The organism is Vibrio sp. Vb1337 (assembly GCF_033338715.1).
Taxonomy (GTDB): Bacteria; Pseudomonadota; Gammaproteobacteria; order Enterobacterales; family Vibrionaceae; genus Vibrio; species Vibrio alginolyticus.
In genome coordinates, this window is the sequence record NZ_JAWOTD010000002.1 from 207,987 (window position 1) to 224,686 (window position 16,700).

Sequence of the window (16,700 nt, forward strand, 5' to 3'; positions counted from 1 at the left end):
CAATAAACTAAACGCAGCTTCTAAACCAAACTTGTCATTTCGAAATAGAAACTGGCTATGAGTGATTTGTCCCTCCTCATAGCCTGACTACATCAAAAGCCGACTATTTCCGTTAGCGTTCAGATGTCGCGTTACCGTGCATTTGCTCATCTAAGTTGAGCACGGTTAATGCGTTACTAACGCTCGTGGCGATCACGTCTATCGCTCCAGTTCTTAATGCTCCGAGTAGAGCGAGTGGCTTGCTGTTCTCAGCTGCGATCGCAATGACTTCCGAGATCGGCCGAAACTCTTCAATACCAAGTCCAATTACTCGGTCACTCATTACCGTGTTCGCTACATTACCGTGAATATCAAAGAAGTCATAACCTGCAAAATCCCCTACCACACCTTGTTGAAGTCTCGACTGAACCACTTCATCAGGCGTAAACCAACCTAAGTCGACCATGTAACTGTTTTCGCTCATGTCACCAATACCAACCAAAGCAACATCGGCTTTACGTGCTAGGTCGAGCGTTTGTTTCACGGTTGCATTTTGCATGAAGGCCAACTTCTGTTCTCTATTTTCTGCGTATGCCGGCGCATAAAGGGTTTCAGAGGTTCCCCCATATTTCTTCGCCAACTGACGACAAATATGGTCGGCGTTATACATACCGCCACGCGGGTGAATACCACCAATGCCACACACAAATTTACAGTCACGCGGCGTAATAACACCAATATGGTGAGCGACAGACGACACGTTGCGCCCTTGTCCGACCGTCACCACCATGCCGTTTTTGAGCGTGCTAGTGAGATAATTGGACACCAATCCCGATACCTGTAGTCGTTGCGCTTCTTCATTCGGTTGATCAAGAGCAACAAGCGCGCGCTTAACGCCGAATCGCTCGATCAAACGTTGTTCAATCTTGGCGCTGAACACCGGATGGTATTTAACGGTAATTTCAACAATGCCTTCATCACGTGCCTGCTTGAGCATTCGCCCGACCTTTGCGCGTGATATGGCAAATTTTCTCGATATCTCTTCCTGAGTCGCACCGTCTTGATAATACGCGACGGAAATCTCTGTCAACAAATCCTTGTTTTCAATGGAAATATCTTGATTAGAACTGCTCATGGTTTCTCTCGCCCTTTAAGAGGATCGATATTGTATGCAATAAGTGAACATATGCTCATTGACTTAGCATATGTTCTTTATCAATTTAAACGCTACATTTGCTCATCGCAATAACATTTTCTCACTACAATTTTTTACCCTCTTGGACAACGCTCAAGCTTTGAACAATAAGGGCAAACGTTTATTTGGGTTAACCACTAAACACACAGTAAAAAAACGTTGATGAAGTTCACTATAAGTCCATTTCAGCGATTGACTTTCAGCATAGATAGGATAAATATGGACACATCATTTACTCAGCTATCGATCAAATGTTCATAGCATTTGTTCGGTAACGAAATTTTCCGTAGTTGGCTGAGCAGATGTCTCATTAAATGCGATGAGACGGTTAGCTAACTCGCTTGCAAATGCACAAGCTGTGATAACAAAAATCACGCTTAAGCCCATTTAAATAGGATGATCGATTATGAGCAACAAGTTAGAGCAACTTCGTAAACTAACGACTGTAGTAGCAGACACTGGCGAGATTGATGCAATTAAAAAGTATCAGCCAGAAGACGCAACAACTAACCCTTCTCTTATCCTTAAAGCCGCTCAAATCGCAGAGTACGCACCTCTAATCGATGCTTCAATCGAATACGCTAAAGCACAGAGCAACGACAAAGCTCAACAAGTTCAAGATACTTGTGACATGCTTGCAGTAAACATCGGTAAAGAAATCCTAAAAACTATCCCAGGTCGTATCTCTACAGAAGTAGACGCTCGTCTATCTTACGATATGGAAGGCAGCGTAGCGAAAGCTCGTCAACTAGTGAAAATGTACAACGATGCTGGCATCACTAACGACCGTATCCTTATCAAACTGGCTTCAACTTGGGAAGGCATTCGCGCAGCTGAGATCCTAGAAAAAGAAGGCATCAACTGTAACCTAACGCTTCTATTCTCGTTCGCTCAAGCACGTGCTTGTGCAGAAGCGGGCGTATTCCTAATCTCGCCATTCGTTGGTCGTATCATGGACTGGTACAAAGCGAAAGAAGGCCGTGACTTCGAAGCTCAAGAAGATCCAGGCGTACTATCTGTAACTAAGATCTACAACTACTACAAAGAATACGGCTACAAAACTGTAGTTATGGGCGCAAGCTTCCGTAATATCGGTGAGATCTTAGAACTAGCTGGTTGTGACCGTCTAACTATCGCTCCTGCTCTACTTGCAGAACTAGAAGCAGCTGAAGGTGAAGTAGTTGAGAAACTAGTTGATTCTAAAGGCGCAGCTGAGCGTCCAGCACCAATGACTCACGCTGAATTCCTATGGGAACATAACCAAGACCCAATGGCTGTTGAGAAGCTGGCTGAAGGTATCCGCAACTTCGCCGTTGACCAAGGCAAACTAGAAGCGATGATCGAAGCTAAGCTATAATTGCTTACCAAAAGCGAGTAGCCCGTCTACTCGCTTTTACCATCAGCACTATTTTCAAAAAATTCTATTTGAACTTGTTTCGGCGAGTTCCCTCTATTTAAATCAAATATCGAGAAGTAATCACTATGGATCGTAAACATCTAGCAAATGCAATCCGTGCGCTAAGCATGGATGGTGTTCAACAAGCTAACTCTGGTCACCCAGGTGCACCTATGGGTATGGCTGACATCGCTGAAGTTCTTTGGCGCTCTCATCTAAACCACAACCCATCAAACCCTGAGTGGGCAGACCGCGACCGTTTCGTGCTGTCTAACGGCCACGGCTCAATGCTGATTTACTCTCTACTGCACCTTGCAGGTTACGAGTTGTCTATCGACGATCTGAAAAACTTCCGTCAGCTTCACTCTAAAACTCCTGGTCACCCAGAGTACGGTTACGCGCCAGGTATCGAGACCACAACGGGTCCGCTAGGTCAAGGCATCACTAACGCGGTTGGTATGGCTCTAGCTGAAAAAGCGCTAGCAGCGCAATTCAACAAAGAAGGCCACGACATCGTTGACCACTTCACTTACGTGTTCATGGGCGACGGCTGTCTGATGGAAGGTATTTCGCACGAGGCATGTTCTCTTGCAGGTACTCTAGGTCTAGGCAAGCTGATCGCGTTCTGGGATGACAACGGCATCTCTATCGACGGTCACGTTGAAGGTTGGTTCTCTGACGACACACCTAAGCGTTTCGAAGCTTACGGTTGGCACGTAATCCCTGCAGTCGATGGTCACGATGCTGACGCAATCAACGCAGCAATTGAAGCAGCGAAAGCGGATCCACGTCCTACACTTATCTGTACTAAGACTATCATCGGTTTTGGTTCACCAAACAAATCTGGTTCACACGATTGTCACGGTGCGCCACTAGGTGCAGAAGAAATCGCAGCAACACGCAAAGAACTAGGTTGGGAGCACGGTCCTTTTGAAATTCCGCAAGAAGTCTACGCAGAATGGTCAGCGAAAGAAACAGGCGCAGCTAAGGAAGCAGCGTGGAACGAGAAATTTGCAGCTTATGAAGCAGCGTACCCTGAGCTGGCAGCTGAATTTAAACGCCGCGTAAACGGTGAGCTTCCTGCACAGTGGGAAGAGAAAGCAAGCCAAATCATTGCTGATCTTCAAGCTAACCCAGCAAACATTGCATCACGTAAAGCGTCTCAAAATGCTCTAGAAGCATTTGGTGCTCTACTACCAGAGTTCATGGGTGGCTCTGCTGACCTAGCACCTTCTAACCTAACCATGTGGTCTGGTTCTAAGTCTCTAGAAGCAAGCGACTTCTCTGGTAACTACATCCACTACGGCGTACGTGAATTCGGTATGACAGCGATCATGAACGGTATCGCGCTACACGGTGGTTTCGTTCCTTACGGCGCAACATTCCTAATGTTCATGGAGTACGCACGTAACGCAATGCGTATGGCTGCGCTGATGAAAATTCAGAACATCCAAGTGTACACGCATGACTCTATCGGTCTTGGCGAAGATGGTCCAACTCACCAACCAGTTGAGCAAATGGCATCGCTACGCCTAACACCAAACATGAGCACATGGCGTCCATGTGACCAAGTTGAGTCCGCTGTAGCTTGGAAGTTGGCGATTGAACGTAAGGATGCACCGACAGCACTTATCTTCTCTCGTCAAAACCTTGCGCAACAAGAGCGCACAGCAGAACAAGTAGCAGACATCGCAAAAGGTGCTTACATTCTGAAAGATTGCGAAGGCAAGCCTGAGCTAATCCTTATCGCAACAGGTTCTGAAGTTGAACTAGCAGTAGAAGCAGCAGCACAGCTAACTACTGAAGGTAAGAAAGTACGCGTTGTTTCAATGCCATCAACAGATGCGTTTGACAAACAAGACGCCGCTTACCGTGAAGCTGTACTGCCATCAGACGTAACAGCACGTATCGCAATTGAAGCAGGTATTGCTGACTTCTGGTACAAGTACGTAGGCTTCGACGGTCGCATCATCGGTATGACTTCATTCGGTGAATCTGCACCAGCTGGCGAACTATTCAAAATGTTTGGTTTCACGACTGAAAACGTAGTGAACACAGCAAAAGAGCTACTCGCGTAATTGCAGTAAAAAGATAGTCAGTTTTCTCTATTGCGAATGTGAAAACTGAAAAGCCCCACCAGCAATGGCGGGGCTTTCTTTTATCTGGCTCCTATTCGCATAAACGCAGCCAGGACATAAACATCACAACTTTCGTTACGACTATTTGTCTTCAAATCGAAGTGCGAGCTGATAGAAATCTTGTACTTGGTCTTTCAACTGTCGGCTATTTTGCTCAACTGAATGTGTTGCTGCCAAGTTTTGTTCTGCGGTCGAAGCGATAGAATGAATGTGCTGGTTTACATCACTAGATAGCTTTAACTGGTTATTCGCCGCTTCTGCTACATCAACCATCAGCCCACTCATGGTTTGCATCATCTGTTCAACTTCAGACAAACGCAACGCGCTTTGTTCTGCTACTTGAGAACAGGCATCGGTTTGCTCTTTGTTTGCCAGAATATCTTTCTGCCAACTTTGAATCGTTGCCAACATAGTGGAGATAGAGGCTTGGATTTGTTCAGTTGCATTGGATGTTCGCCCAGAAAGCGCGCGGACCTCATCAGCTACAACAGCAAAACCACGACCTTGCTCCCCTGCCCTTGCTGCTTCAATCGCCGCGTTAAGTGCCAGTAAATTGGTTTGCTCTGCGATCCCACCAATCTCTTCCATCAAATGGTTCACCTTCTGCGCCTGATCACTCAGTTGATACGTCGTTTCCGTCGCTTTTTCAGCTTGAAGGCTTAATTGCGCTAGATTGGTGTGCGTTTGATCAATGGTCTCCTTCGCCATCAAGCATGACTTCAATGTATCATCAATCAACATATGCGCATCATTGGTACTCGAAGAAACCGAATTTGCCGACGACTCCACCTCTTGGGTAGCATCTCGCACACGATGAATATCGGTATTTTGCTGATTTAATGCAGCCGAGACTTCTGCCGTTGTTTGACTAAGCTCTTCGGCGCAATGCTGCAAAGGCAATGCGGAGTCAGTCATCCTTCCTAACACGGTTCGAATTCTTGCGGATAGCATTTTGATATGGAAATCGGCAATCGAAAATGCCGTGTTACCAGAATAGATCAAGCGACTTACGCTGTCATATTGCTTTTGTAACTTTTTAAGTTGCTGAGGTGTATCAATTAACTCTTGGCGGAATAACAGAGCTAGAACACTTGCAGGTAACGCACTTGCAAGCCAAGCCAACGGCCCTTCAACAGACAACGCATATGCGGTTGCAGGTGCGGTTAGTGCACCAAGTAGAATCGCATAGCGAATGGTTTCATTGGTTTTCAACGACCAAGTTCGGCCAGACTTTTCTGCAGCACGCATGCTTTTGTAGGCTTTTGTCGCAATATCAACCCACTCTCGCTTTGGTTTCACGCGCACTGATTGATACCCAACAACATGGTTGTCTTCGTAGATAGGGGTGACATAAGCATCAACCCAATAGTAACCGCCAGACTTAGTGGCGTTCTTAACCATTCCACGCCAGGCTTTACCTTGTTTAAGGCGTGCCCACATATCACCGAAAGCGGCTTTAGGCATATCTTTATGACGAACTATATTATGGTTCTGACCGACAAGTTCTTCGTGAGTGTATTCAGCAACGCGGCAAAAGGCTTCATTACAATATGTAATAACACCTTGTAAGTTCGTTGTTGAGACGAGTTCCTCAGACTCCCTCACGAGAGTTTCTTGAGCTTTATGAGAAATATTGGCTGACATAGACGAAACTTCTTTAGTTTTTATTGATTTTCGGCAAGATATATACAGGATTTTTATTTTTATTACAAAAAGTTAGATAAAAAGTCTTATCAAATCGACATTTTTATTGTGGGAATTCACATTATCGATAAAAACATAAAGAAGAGATTGTTGATTTGAGCTAATAAACAAACCCGACACGATCGGCCGGGTTATATATTAAGCCTCAATTAAGCGGTTTGTGATTCTGGCTTTTTATTCGTTTTTAACGCAAACATCGCGATAACGAGTAACACAAATGGAAGAACATACAAATTAAGATTCTGCCAACCTACGGTAGACTCAAGCCAACCAGATAGTAATGCGGTGATGGTGACACAACTGAACACGAAGAATTCATTAAACGCTTGAGCCTTGCTTCTGTTTTTCGCTTCATAACTTTGACTAAACAGCCCGGTTGCTGCGATAAACATAAAGTTCCACCCTATTCCTAACAGGATTAAAGCAAGACTAAAATGCCAGATAGACACTCCATGTATATTAATTCCAATACAAGCAACAAATAGCAATCCACCCGCCAAAATCATATTCTTAGCGCCAAACCGCTCTATCAGACGGCCCGTGACAAACGCAGGTGCAAACATACCCAACACGTGCCATTCGATCACTCCCGCCGCTTTATCAAAATCAAAGCCACAACCAATCATCGCTAAAGGAGTTGCTGTCATTAAAATGTTCATCACCGCGTACGCAACCATTGCCGCGATAACGGCCAGCATGAAATTAGGTCGACGAATAATCAGTCTCAGCTTATCCGCCTTAGCGTGTAGCGCCTGCGTGTGTGCAGGTGGAAAACGAATGGTTTGTAGCACAACCAACGCGGTTATATAAAGCACGACAAGCACAGCAAATGCACTAATGTATAAGCCATCACCTGACCACTGCTGCGAGTACACGGCCAGATTAGGCCCAAGGATCGCCGCTAACACCCCACCCGCCATAGATATCGAAATCGCCCTATGTCTTGCCGACTCTTCACACACTTCAATGGCAGCAAACCTGTATAGAGTACCGAAACCTATACCAACACCAAGCAAAAACGTAGACATGCAGAACAGATAGAAGTTTTGTTGACTTAATGCATACGTCGCTAGACTAGCACCCAAAATGCCAATGACATTACCAAGGCTAAAACCAAGGCTACGCCCTAACTTGCCCATAATTAGCGACGCGGGAATTGTCGCGGCCATCAGTCCCAAAAACTGCAGTGCAACTGGTAATGTGATAAAACTTGATGACGGCGCAAGTGTTTTGCCAATAAGGGCAATAACAGATATGAGTAAAATATTCCCTGTCATTAATAAGGCTTGGCAGAGGGATAGAAGCCATACATTACGGTTCAATTCCAAATTCCTTTTGGTTACAACGTATACAGATAACATATAGGAAAGCAGAAACAATAGAAAGATATGAGAGTAATTCTCAACAAAAAGAGCCAGAGGCATAGTACCTCTGGCTCTTCACTATTCTCTTTTCGCTTTTAAAAAGTTTTTCTGTTGAGCTTACTTGTTGCGGCGCGCTTTTACTGCATCAGAAAGCTGACGAAGTACCGTTTCCGTATCTTCCCAACCAATACATGCATCAGTGATCGACTGACCATAAGTGGCTGCTTTGCCATCCACTAAGTCTTGGCGACCTTCAACTAAATGAGACTCGATCATCACTCCAAAAATGGCTTCTTCGCCACCAGAGATTTGCTCGGATACATCATCAGACACCAGCATTTGACGCTTGAACTGCTTCGAGCTGTTAGCATGGCTAAAATCAATCATCACTTTTTTCGGCAGACCTGCGGTGTCCAGCTCATCTTTAATTTGAGCTACATGTGCTGCACTGTAGTTTGGTTCTTTACCGCCACGTAGAATAATATGGCAGTCTGGATTACCAGCGGTTTCTACGATCGCGGAATGACCGTATTTTGTTACTGAAAGGAAGTGATGGGAAGCGCTTGCAGAACGAATCGCGTCGCTCGCTATTTTAATATTCCCATCTGTACCGTTTTTGAAACCTACAGGACAAGAAAGACCAGAAGCAAGCTCGCGGTGAACCTGAGATTCTGTCGTACGAGCACCGATAGCTCCCCAACTGATCAAATCCGCCACGTACTGAGGTGTAATCATATCTAAGAATTCACTTGCCGTCGGCAAGCCCATATCGGTTAGATCAAGAAGAAGTTTACGTCCGATACGTAGACCATCATTTAGCTTATAGGTGTCATTTAAGTAAGGGTCATTGATAAGGCCTTTCCAACCAACGGTCGTACGCGGCTTTTCAAAATAAACTCGCATAACAACCTCAAGCTGCTCGCCCAGTTCATCACGTAATACTTTTAGCTTTTTACCGTACTCAACCGCGGCAGCCGGATCGTGAATAGAACACGGGCCAACGATCACGAGTAATCGATCGTCTTTTCCTTCAAGAATATTGTGAATGGCGTTACGGCAATCAAAAGTGGTCGAAGAAGCGGTTTCAGTCGCTGGGAACTTCTCTAATACTGCAACAGGTGGCAATAACTCTTTTACTCTATTTATTCTTACATCATCAGTTTGAAACATTACTTCTACTTCCTGGTTTTATTTCCGACCCCATTTTTACCAACTGAACTCATTGCAACATTGTTCACAAAGCGAGCAGCATCAAGGGCTGTGGTCATTTTCTGTCTAGCGTTTAAGTAACTTATCGGCTTAGGCGTAGACTTGCAATCAGTTTTTGCAAATAAATGCAAATAAAAACCACCTGTTAACCACCGCGCACAATGTAAAGTAAAGTTTACGAAAAAAAGTTCAAAATAATCATCAATTTTCTTATGCACCAAAAAATCTTTACTACAATGTAAGAAATATCAGAAGTTTGTGAGGTATTTTTGGGTAGTAAATGTTGATCAAGTTCAAATATATTGTTGCTTGATATGAAATGATTAGAATATTAAACTAATTTCTTATAAACGCTGGTTTTTTCTAATTTTTTGATAAAACGAAGTAGAAGTTAATATGCAATCAATACAAGGAAACATTATGAACAAAGTAGCAATTGCAGTAGCAGCAGTGGTAGCTGGTAGTAGCGCGCTTTTAAACTCTGCTCAAGCTGAAATGTACATCGGGGGCAAAGTGGGCATGACTACACTTGACGACGCTTGCTATCTAAATAGCCCTTGTGATGATGAAGCGTTCGGTGCAGGACTACATATCGGTTATGACTTTACCGATATCATCGGGCTAGAGTACGGCGTAGACTTCTTAGGCGACTATGAAGGAAACTCTAGGTCAGGGGCTAATACGATTAATACGATTGACGGCAATCTAACGGCTTTAACACTTGCACCTAAATTCAACTGGCACTTAAACGACTCTTGGAATCTGTTTGCTAAGATCGGTGGTGCTTACATGATGTCTGATGACGAAACAGACTTTGTCCCAACAGGTTCTTTGGGTGCTGAATACTCGATCGATAGAAACTGGAGTGTTCGCGCTGAATACCAACGTTACCAAGACATGTCTGACGACGTGTGGGACGACATGGATGCTAACTTCTTTGGTATCGGTGTTAACTACAAATTCGCAGCTGCTCCAGTTGTTGCAGCAGTTGTAACGGAAGAAGTGATCGAGCCAGATCCAGAACCAGTGATGATGAGCAAGGTGCACAAAGAAGAGTACGGTACAGGTACGTTTGAATTCGATAGTGCTAAGTTAACAGAGTCCGTTTCTGAACGTCTGGACAACTTTGTTTCATTCTTGAACGAATATCCTCAAGCTCAAGTAGAGATTACTGGTTACACAGATAGCTCAGGCCCTGCGGCATACAACCAAAAACTGTCTGAGCGTCGTGCTCAATCTGTTGCTGATTACCTAACCGCAGCTGGCATTGGTTCAGATCGTTTGACAGTCAAAGGTATGGGTGAAGAAAACCCAGTTGCTGACAACAGCACTCGCGAAGGTCGTGAGAAAAACCGTCGCGTAGAAGTTGTAGTACCTTCATTTGAATACCAAGAGCTAGTTCAACCAGAATAAGCATCTATGATTCATGATCGATGATGTGGCAAAAATTTATGGGGTGCATTTGCACCCCATTTTGATCTCATATTAAGGGATATTGCCACTATGGTTTTGGGAAAAAGATCAACTCATTATCTTGCACCATAACGCAATCCATACCAGCTGCATGCGCCGCTCGCTTCCCCAACTCAGTATCCTCGAACACAAGACACTGTGACGCCTCCACGTCGAGTTGTTGCGCGGCCACCAAAAAGGTATCTGGAAAGGGTTTATGGTTCTCTACATCACTCGCGGTTACTACAACATCCAACTTGTCTAATAAACCTGCATGACTTAATAAGCGCATGGCACTTTCTCGTTGGCTGCCAGTCCCGACTGCAATTTTCTTATGGCCTAAATATTCCTCTAACACGATGTTCGTGCAAGGAATAACGTCACCATGAAGCTCCATAGCAGCGAATGTTTCCATTTTAAATGTCGCGACAGTTTTAGGATCTAATGAAAGCTCATGCACACGATTTAGTTCCTCAACAATTTTAAAGCTCGGCATCCCTCCTAAACTGTGAAACCACTCCTGACAAAACGGAAAATCAAAACGCTCAGCAGTTGCTTGCCAAGCTGCCAAGTGGGCTGGCATGGTATCGATTAGAGTACCATCCATATCAAATATGAATCCTTCATAGGGTCTAAAATCAATCGTGCTCATGTCTTTTCTTCTATTTGTGCATCTGTAATGTTAATTTATCAGCTCTTTCAATCGTCCTTACCGGCATTTACTTATCATGCTCAAAATTTCGAACTCCGTCACAATTCAAGAGTGGGAAATTCAATTATCCCCAATTAGAGCTCAAGGGAATGGTGGCCAGAACGTTAACAAGGTAGCGTCCGCTATACACCTGCGCTTTGATATCCGGCATTCAAGCTTACCTGACTTTTACAAAGAGCGATTACTTGCACTTTCTGATAGTCGTATAAATAAAGATGGCGTGATCATCATCAAAGCGCAACAATTTCGGACACAAGAACAAAATAAGGAAGACGCCCTAAATCGGCTTCAAGCATTGATAAAAGCTGCCGCTTTACAGGAGAAGAAGCGTATTAAAACGAAACCAACCCGCGCTTCTCAACGCCGACGACTTGATACAAAAAACAAGCACGGAGCGAAAAAACAGCAACGTAAAAAAGTGCTGTATTAGTGCATGTCGTTTTCTCGACATGTTAGTTGAACAACGTTTGCTAGCCCTTGGAAATCTCATTGGATTTCTCTTTTTAGTTACTTATTCAGGAAACAACAATATGACTATTAGGCAAAAACTCTACTTCCTCGGAGTTATCGCCATTTTAGGCATCGTAGCCCTTTTGGGTACGTCATCCCATTTTGAAAATAAGAGCAATGACCTTAATCACGCCATCAAACTCGTTGGTGATCTAGAAATACGCTTACTAAACTTACGCAGAAATGAAAAAGATTTCCTACTACGTAGTAATGACAAATATCTAAATAAGTTTGACGCCAATGTTGACAAGTTTATAGACACAGAAAAAGAGCTTGCGAACATACTCAAGAGTAATGAATTACCTTCCAGTCAACAATTTAAGCAAGACTTGCTCGCATACCAAAGGGGCTTTCAGAATCTGGTCAGCGCTTACCAACGATACGGGCTTGATTCAAAGAGTGGGCTTCTCGCTGGTTACGAACAAGCACTATTAGAAGCAAAACAACGTTCAGACCACCAGCAGTTATTGGCATTAGTCCGTTTTGACTCTGCGGTAAAAGCAGGACTATTCAATAGTGACTTGCTTGAGGGGCAATATGCTCCGGAGCTTATCAAAACAGGTAAGCAATTGGCGGCCCAAAAGCAAGTTGTTGGGGTTGCTTATGACAAAGGCCTACTCGGTGAAACTCGCGCATTATCTCATGCCGTAGAAGAGCAATTTGAAACCTTTTCCACAGCCCTTAGCTCTGCTGCCGCACAACGTGATGAACAAATGTCGACCATCAAGCAGGTCATTACAGCTCTGATCTTAGTCGTTATTTTCGCATTGATTTGGCAAATTTCACGTTCAATCAATACGCGAGTGAATAGCTTACTTGGCACCATTCGAAGTATCAGCGAAACGAACAACATGGGACTTCGATCTGATTTGAAAGGTCAAGACGAGCTATTTGATATCAGTCATCACCTCAATGACCTATTGGATAAGCTTGAGCATCTAATTAGTAGTACCCAAGAAAAATCGGCGCAACTCACTGCAAGTACCGATAATATGCATCGTGAGTTAGAAGGCGTTATGGAGCAATTCCACACTCAAACTGACCACACTGCATCAATGGCGACGGCAGTTCAGCAAATGGTTGCCACAATAGGTGAAATCTCTGAAAGCACATCAGTTGCGGTAGAAGGCGTACATCAGGCAGCGAATAATGCCGAACAAGGTCGAGGAGTTGTTGAGGCGACGGTAACCAACATCGGTCAACTAACCACGATTTTATCAAACAGCCAGCAGTCGATTGGCTCGCTGAATCAGCATGTAGATAAAATTGGTGGTGCCGTGAACATCATCCAAGAAATTGCAGAGCAAACCAACCTACTAGCTCTCAACGCAGCAATTGAAGCCGCGCGAGCAGGCGAACAAGGCCGCGGGTTTGCAGTTGTTGCCGATGAAGTACGCGCCCTAGCTAGCCGAACTCATCAATCCACAGAGGAAATCACGCGGGTCGTTGCAGATATTCAAACTCAAATGTCTACAGTTGTTGCTGATATTGATCAATGTAACGATCAAGGGCAACAAACACTTAATGCTTCTGAAAAACTGGATTCTAGCCTGCAACAGATCATCACTGACATGCATTCAATTCAAGGTAATTCGGAGCGCATAGCTTCAGCAATTGAAGAACAAGGTATCGTGATGAACCAAGTTAGCGGTTCAATCACCGAGCTAAACGCAATATCTGAGAATAACATGCAATCCGCTCAGGAATGCTTGCATGAAGTGAACTCTGTCTCTGCTCAAGCTCATGATATGGATGAAGCCGTTGCACAATTCAAAACTGCGCTAAAATAACCCTTTTTCAAAATAGAAAGCCCGAGGCAACCATTGCTTCGGGCTTTTTTTCAATTGTCACTTCGTGCTTACTGCGCACTTCGGATGTGATTATTCATTATCAAGAGGAACCAGCTTGGTGTTGCCGCCATGAACTTTCTCACGCTGTCTTTGCACCAGAGCGTAGAAGCCTGGGATCAAGAATGTACCTGCTAAAAGCACACACAATAGACCACCAATCAGCGACACGCCGAGTGAGTTTTGACTCACGTGCCCCGCGCCAGCGGCAAAGATAAGCGGGAAGATACCCAGGATAAATGACCAAGATGTCATATTCACAGCGCGGAAACGTAACGTGCCTCCTTTAACCGCTGCACTATCGATATCAGCATCTTTTTCTTCACGCTCTTGCTTGGCGAACTCCACAATCAAAATTGCGTTTTTCGCCGCCAAGGCTATGAGCAAGACAAGACCAATTTGGGCATACAAGTTAAGCGGCGTGCCAGTTAGATTCAACGCAAGGAAGGAACCTAACGTTGCTACTGGGACCACCAAAATAATAGCCAGTGGAATACTCCAACTCTCATACTGAGCCACCATAAACAAGTAAATGAATATCAAAGCCAGCGCAAACGCATAAATGGCTTGGTTGCCCGCAAGCACTTCCTGATAAGCCATACCTGTCCATTCATACGTGTACCCTTGTGGAAGAACTTCAGCAGCAACGCGTTCCATTGCGGCAATCGCATCACCACTAGAGTAACCCGGTGCTGGTTGGCCTTGAATGATAGCACTGCGGTACATGTTGTAACGCCACGCCACATCAGGCTCAAACACTTGCTCGTAGCTCACTAGCGTACTTAACGGAACCATATCACCGTTCGAAGAACGAACATGGAAACGCTCTAGATCTTCCATGCTGCTACGGTGCTGGCTATCAGCTTGCATGGTTACGCGGAAGTTCTTACCAAACATGGTGAAGTCATTCACATAAAGCGAACCTAAGTTGCCTTGCAAGGTTTGGAAAATAGACGACAGCGAAATACCTAATTGCTGCGCTTTCTCACGATCGATATCAACGTAGTAGTGCGGAACATTCGCGCGGAACGTGCTAAACGTGTAGGCAATTTCAGGCGCTTGGTTAGCCGCTTGGATCATTTCTCCCATGACCATCGACAAATCGGTACGACTTCGCCCTAGCGTGTCTTCAAGCACAAACTCAAAACCAGACGCAGCGCCCATACCAGGAACCGCCGGTGGTCCCATCGCAAAAACAACCGCTTGAGGTAGCTCTGTCGCCGCTCGACCGTTAATACGTGCCGCGATAGCATTAGCAGAGTGCTCTCCTTGCAGCGAGTTACGAGTATCCCAGTCATGCAATTTGATAAATACAGAAGCACCGTTTGATGCTGCTGCGCCTGTCATAAACGAGTAACCATTCGCAACCGTCACACCATCCACACCAGGTTCTTCACCGATCATTTTCATTAAATCATTGGTGACTTCTTCAGTACGTGATAAAGAGGCTGAATCCGGTAGCTGTACGTTAACCAGCAAAATGCCTTTATCTTCTTGAGGAACAAACGCTGTAGAGGTGGTTTTCGCAAAGAAAGTGACCGCTGCGATAGCAACTATAAAGAACGTCACGAGCAGTAAAGACTTCTTCACCAAGAAACCAGCGATCTGGCCATAACGCGTAGTGATGCGCTCTAAGCCTCGGTTGAAAGCCTGGAACCAGTTAGCGGTATTGCCCCCACCCTGCTTCAATACCAGAGAACAAAGTGCTGGGGACAGCGTCAATGCATTGATGGATGAAATCACAACCGAAATACAGATGGTCAAAGCGAACTGGCGATACATGATACCAGTGATACCTGGCAGCATGGCAACAGGTATGAATACCGCAAGTAGGACCAAGGTCGACGTGATGATTGGGCCCGTTACTTCTTTCATCGCTAGCAACGTCGCTTTACGCGGTGAAATAGTTGGGTCTTTCGCCATGGTAGTATCGACGTTTTCGATAACCAGAATCGCATCATCCACCACGATACCAATCGCAAGGATCAAGCCAAACAAAGTAACCGTATTAATGGTGAAGCCCGTTGCCTGCATGATGGCAAACGTACCAATCAGAGAAACGGGGATCGCGACAACAGGAATCAACGTTGCACGCGCACTACCCAAGAACAAGTAAGTTACAGCAATCACCAATAGAATCGCTTCAATCAGTGTTTTTACTACCCCTTTGATCGATTCAGATACGAACACGGTTGTATCGTAGCTGGTCTCGTATTCCATTCCCTCTGGGAAGTTTTTGCTCAAGCCTTCAAGGAGCTCCATGACGGCCTGACCACTTTCTAACGCATTCGCATCCGATTGAAGAGACAACGCAACGATTGACGCGTCCTGGCCACGGAACTTACCGTTACCATCGTAGAACTTTTTGCCTAGTTCGACACGAGCGACATCTTTCAGATAAACCGTGGAACCATTTGGATTAGCTCGAAGGACAACGTTCTCAAACTCGCTCACGCTTTCCAAGCGACCTTTGGTCACAAGGTTAAACTGAACTTCTTGCGGATTGTTGTATGGTGCTGCACCTACACGCCCTGCCGCAACTTGAACGTTCTGTTCAGCCAAAGCGGCGTATACGTCTGACGTGGTTAGCTTAAGGTTGGCCATTTTTTCAGGATCTAACCAAACACGCATTGCGTATTCGCCACCACCAATCACGTTAACTTCACTGATACCTTTCGCACGAGCCAACTGATCTTTTACATTCAAGTTAATGTAGTTAATCAAGAACTGATCATCGTATTTGCCATCAGGTGAATAGAAGTTAAGTACCATCAGCAAGTCAGGTGAACGCTTTTTCACCGTCACACCAACCATGCGAACTTCTTGAGGCAGTTTTGACTCAATCTGTGACACGCGGTTTTGCACGTTAACTTGCGCCATATCTGGATCGGTGCCGACATCGAACGTGACGTTTAGGCTATAAGAGCCATCGTTCGCGCTCTTTGAAGACATGTATATCATATCCTCAACGCCGTTGACTGAGGTCTCTATGGGGTCCGCAATGGCCTGCTCGACAACTTCCGCACTCGCGCCAGTGTAGTAAGCCGAAACGCTTACTGATGGCGGGCTTATCTGTGGATACTCAGCCACTGGCAAAATCGCCAGTGAGATCGCGCCGGCTAGCGTTAATATGATCGAAATAACCAGCGCGAATTTAGGTCTCTGAATAAAGAAACGACTTAACATAGTGCCCC

Annotated in this window: 11 protein-coding genes; 5 read left to right on the forward strand and 6 right to left on the reverse strand. The window is 45.0% G+C overall.

What is annotated here, in order from left to right; translation table 11 throughout:
• Positions 1-112: 112 nt before the first annotated feature.
• Entirely contained in the window at positions 113-1,114 is a 1,002-nt protein-coding gene (locus R7E42_RS02675) for a sugar-binding transcriptional regulator (RefSeq protein WP_238970507.1), read from the reverse strand.
• 466 nt (positions 1,115-1,580) lie between these two features.
• On the opposite strand from R7E42_RS02675, the gene tal reads away from it, so the two are divergent.
• Both tal and tkt read left to right on the forward strand, forming a co-directional pair.
• On the forward strand, positions 1,581-2,531 hold the full coding sequence (gene tal, locus R7E42_RS02680) for a transaldolase (RefSeq protein WP_005373488.1): 951 nt from the start codon (positions 1,581-1,583) through the stop codon (positions 2,529-2,531).
• Between the two features lie 125 nt (positions 2,532-2,656).
• Positions 2,657-4,648: a transketolase gene (gene tkt, locus R7E42_RS02685; protein WP_158173414.1), complete on the forward strand. Its 1,992-nt coding sequence runs from the start codon at positions 2,657-2,659 to the stop codon at positions 4,646-4,648.
• Positions 4,649-4,789: 141 nt separating this feature from the next.
• Here the strand turns inward: tkt and R7E42_RS02690 are convergent, their stop codons facing one another.
• The 3 genes from R7E42_RS02690 to aroG form a co-directional block, all read right to left on the reverse strand.
• On the reverse strand, positions 4,790-6,352 hold the full coding sequence (locus R7E42_RS02690) for a PAS domain-containing methyl-accepting chemotaxis protein (RefSeq protein ID WP_318072318.1): 1,563 nt from the start codon (positions 6,350-6,352) through the stop codon (positions 4,790-4,792).
• 209 nt (positions 6,353-6,561) lie between these two features.
• Positions 6,562-7,734 carry an MFS transporter gene (locus R7E42_RS02695; RefSeq protein ID WP_318072319.1) on the reverse strand — a complete coding sequence of 391 codons (1,173 nt, stop codon included), beginning with the start codon at positions 7,732-7,734 and terminating at the stop codon, positions 6,562-6,564.
• A 159-nt stretch (positions 7,735-7,893) separates the two neighbouring features.
• On the reverse strand, positions 7,894-8,946 hold the full coding sequence (gene aroG, locus R7E42_RS02700; protein WP_005389030.1) for a 3-deoxy-7-phosphoheptulonate synthase AroG: 1,053 nt from the start codon (positions 8,944-8,946) through the stop codon (positions 7,894-7,896).
• A gap of 459 nt (positions 8,947-9,405) precedes the next feature.
• Between aroG and R7E42_RS02705 the strand changes: the two genes are divergently transcribed.
• A complete protein-coding gene (locus R7E42_RS02705) occupies positions 9,406-10,398 on the forward strand; it encodes an OmpA family protein (protein ID WP_005373499.1) in 993 nt (330 codons plus the stop codon).
• A gap of 88 nt (positions 10,399-10,486) precedes the next feature.
• Here the strand turns inward: R7E42_RS02705 and R7E42_RS02710 are convergent, their stop codons facing one another.
• Positions 10,487-11,089, reverse strand: coding sequence for a beta-phosphoglucomutase family hydrolase (locus tag R7E42_RS02710; RefSeq protein ID WP_064369357.1), 603 nt, complete (start codon positions 11,087-11,089; stop codon positions 10,487-10,489).
• A 76-nt stretch (positions 11,090-11,165) separates the two neighbouring features.
• On the opposite strand from R7E42_RS02710, the gene arfB reads away from it, so the two are divergent.
• Together arfB and R7E42_RS02720 are read left to right on the forward strand one after the other, a co-directional pair.
• The gene (gene arfB / locus R7E42_RS02715) at positions 11,166-11,579 is read left to right on the forward strand and encodes an alternative ribosome rescue aminoacyl-tRNA hydrolase ArfB (RefSeq protein ID WP_318072320.1); all 414 of its coding nucleotides are present in this window, start codon (positions 11,166-11,168) and stop codon (positions 11,577-11,579) included.
• A gap of 100 nt (positions 11,580-11,679) precedes the next feature.
• The gene (locus tag R7E42_RS02720; RefSeq protein WP_025767924.1) at positions 11,680-13,449 is read left to right on the forward strand and encodes a methyl-accepting chemotaxis protein; all 1,770 of its coding nucleotides are present in this window, start codon (positions 11,680-11,682) and stop codon (positions 13,447-13,449) included.
• Positions 13,450-13,539: 90 nt separating this feature from the next.
• Here R7E42_RS02720 and vmeZ read toward each other — a convergent pair whose 3' ends face one another.
• Complete coding sequence (vmeZ, locus tag R7E42_RS02725; protein WP_318072321.1) at positions 13,540-16,692, reverse strand: multidrug efflux RND transporter permease subunit VmeZ; 3,153 nt, start codon at positions 16,690-16,692, stop codon at positions 13,540-13,542.
• Between the last annotated feature and the right edge of the window lie 8 nt (positions 16,693-16,700).

Coding starts and splice junctions, on each gene's coding strand:
- tkt (WP_158173414.1), top strand. CDS start 2,657: ATGGATCGTAAACATCTAGCAAATGCAATCCGTGCGCTAAGCATGGAT.
- R7E42_RS02705 (WP_005373499.1), top strand. CDS start 9,406: ATGAACAAAGTAGCAATTGCAGTAGCAGCAGTGGTAGCTGGTAGTAGC.
- arfB (WP_318072320.1), top strand. CDS start 11,166: ATGCTCAAAATTTCGAACTCCGTCACAATTCAAGAGTGGGAAATTCAA.
- R7E42_RS02675 (WP_238970507.1), bottom strand. CDS start 1,114: ATGAGCAGTTCTAATCAAGATATTTCCATTGAAAACAAGGATTTGTTG.
- R7E42_RS02690 (WP_318072318.1), bottom strand. CDS start 6,352: ATGTCAGCCAATATTTCTCATAAAGCTCAAGAAACTCTCGTGAGGGAG.
- R7E42_RS02720 (WP_025767924.1), top strand. CDS start 11,680: ATGACTATTAGGCAAAAACTCTACTTCCTCGGAGTTATCGCCATTTTA.
- R7E42_RS02710 (WP_064369357.1), bottom strand. CDS start 11,089: ATGAGCACGATTGATTTTAGACCCTATGAAGGATTCATATTTGATATG.
- aroG (WP_005389030.1), bottom strand. CDS start 8,946: ATGTTTCAAACTGATGATGTAAGAATAAATAGAGTAAAAGAGTTATTG.
- tal (WP_005373488.1), top strand. CDS start 1,581: ATGAGCAACAAGTTAGAGCAACTTCGTAAACTAACGACTGTAGTAGCA.
- vmeZ (WP_318072321.1), bottom strand. CDS start 16,692: ATGTTAAGTCGTTTCTTTATTCAGAGACCTAAATTCGCGCTGGTTATT.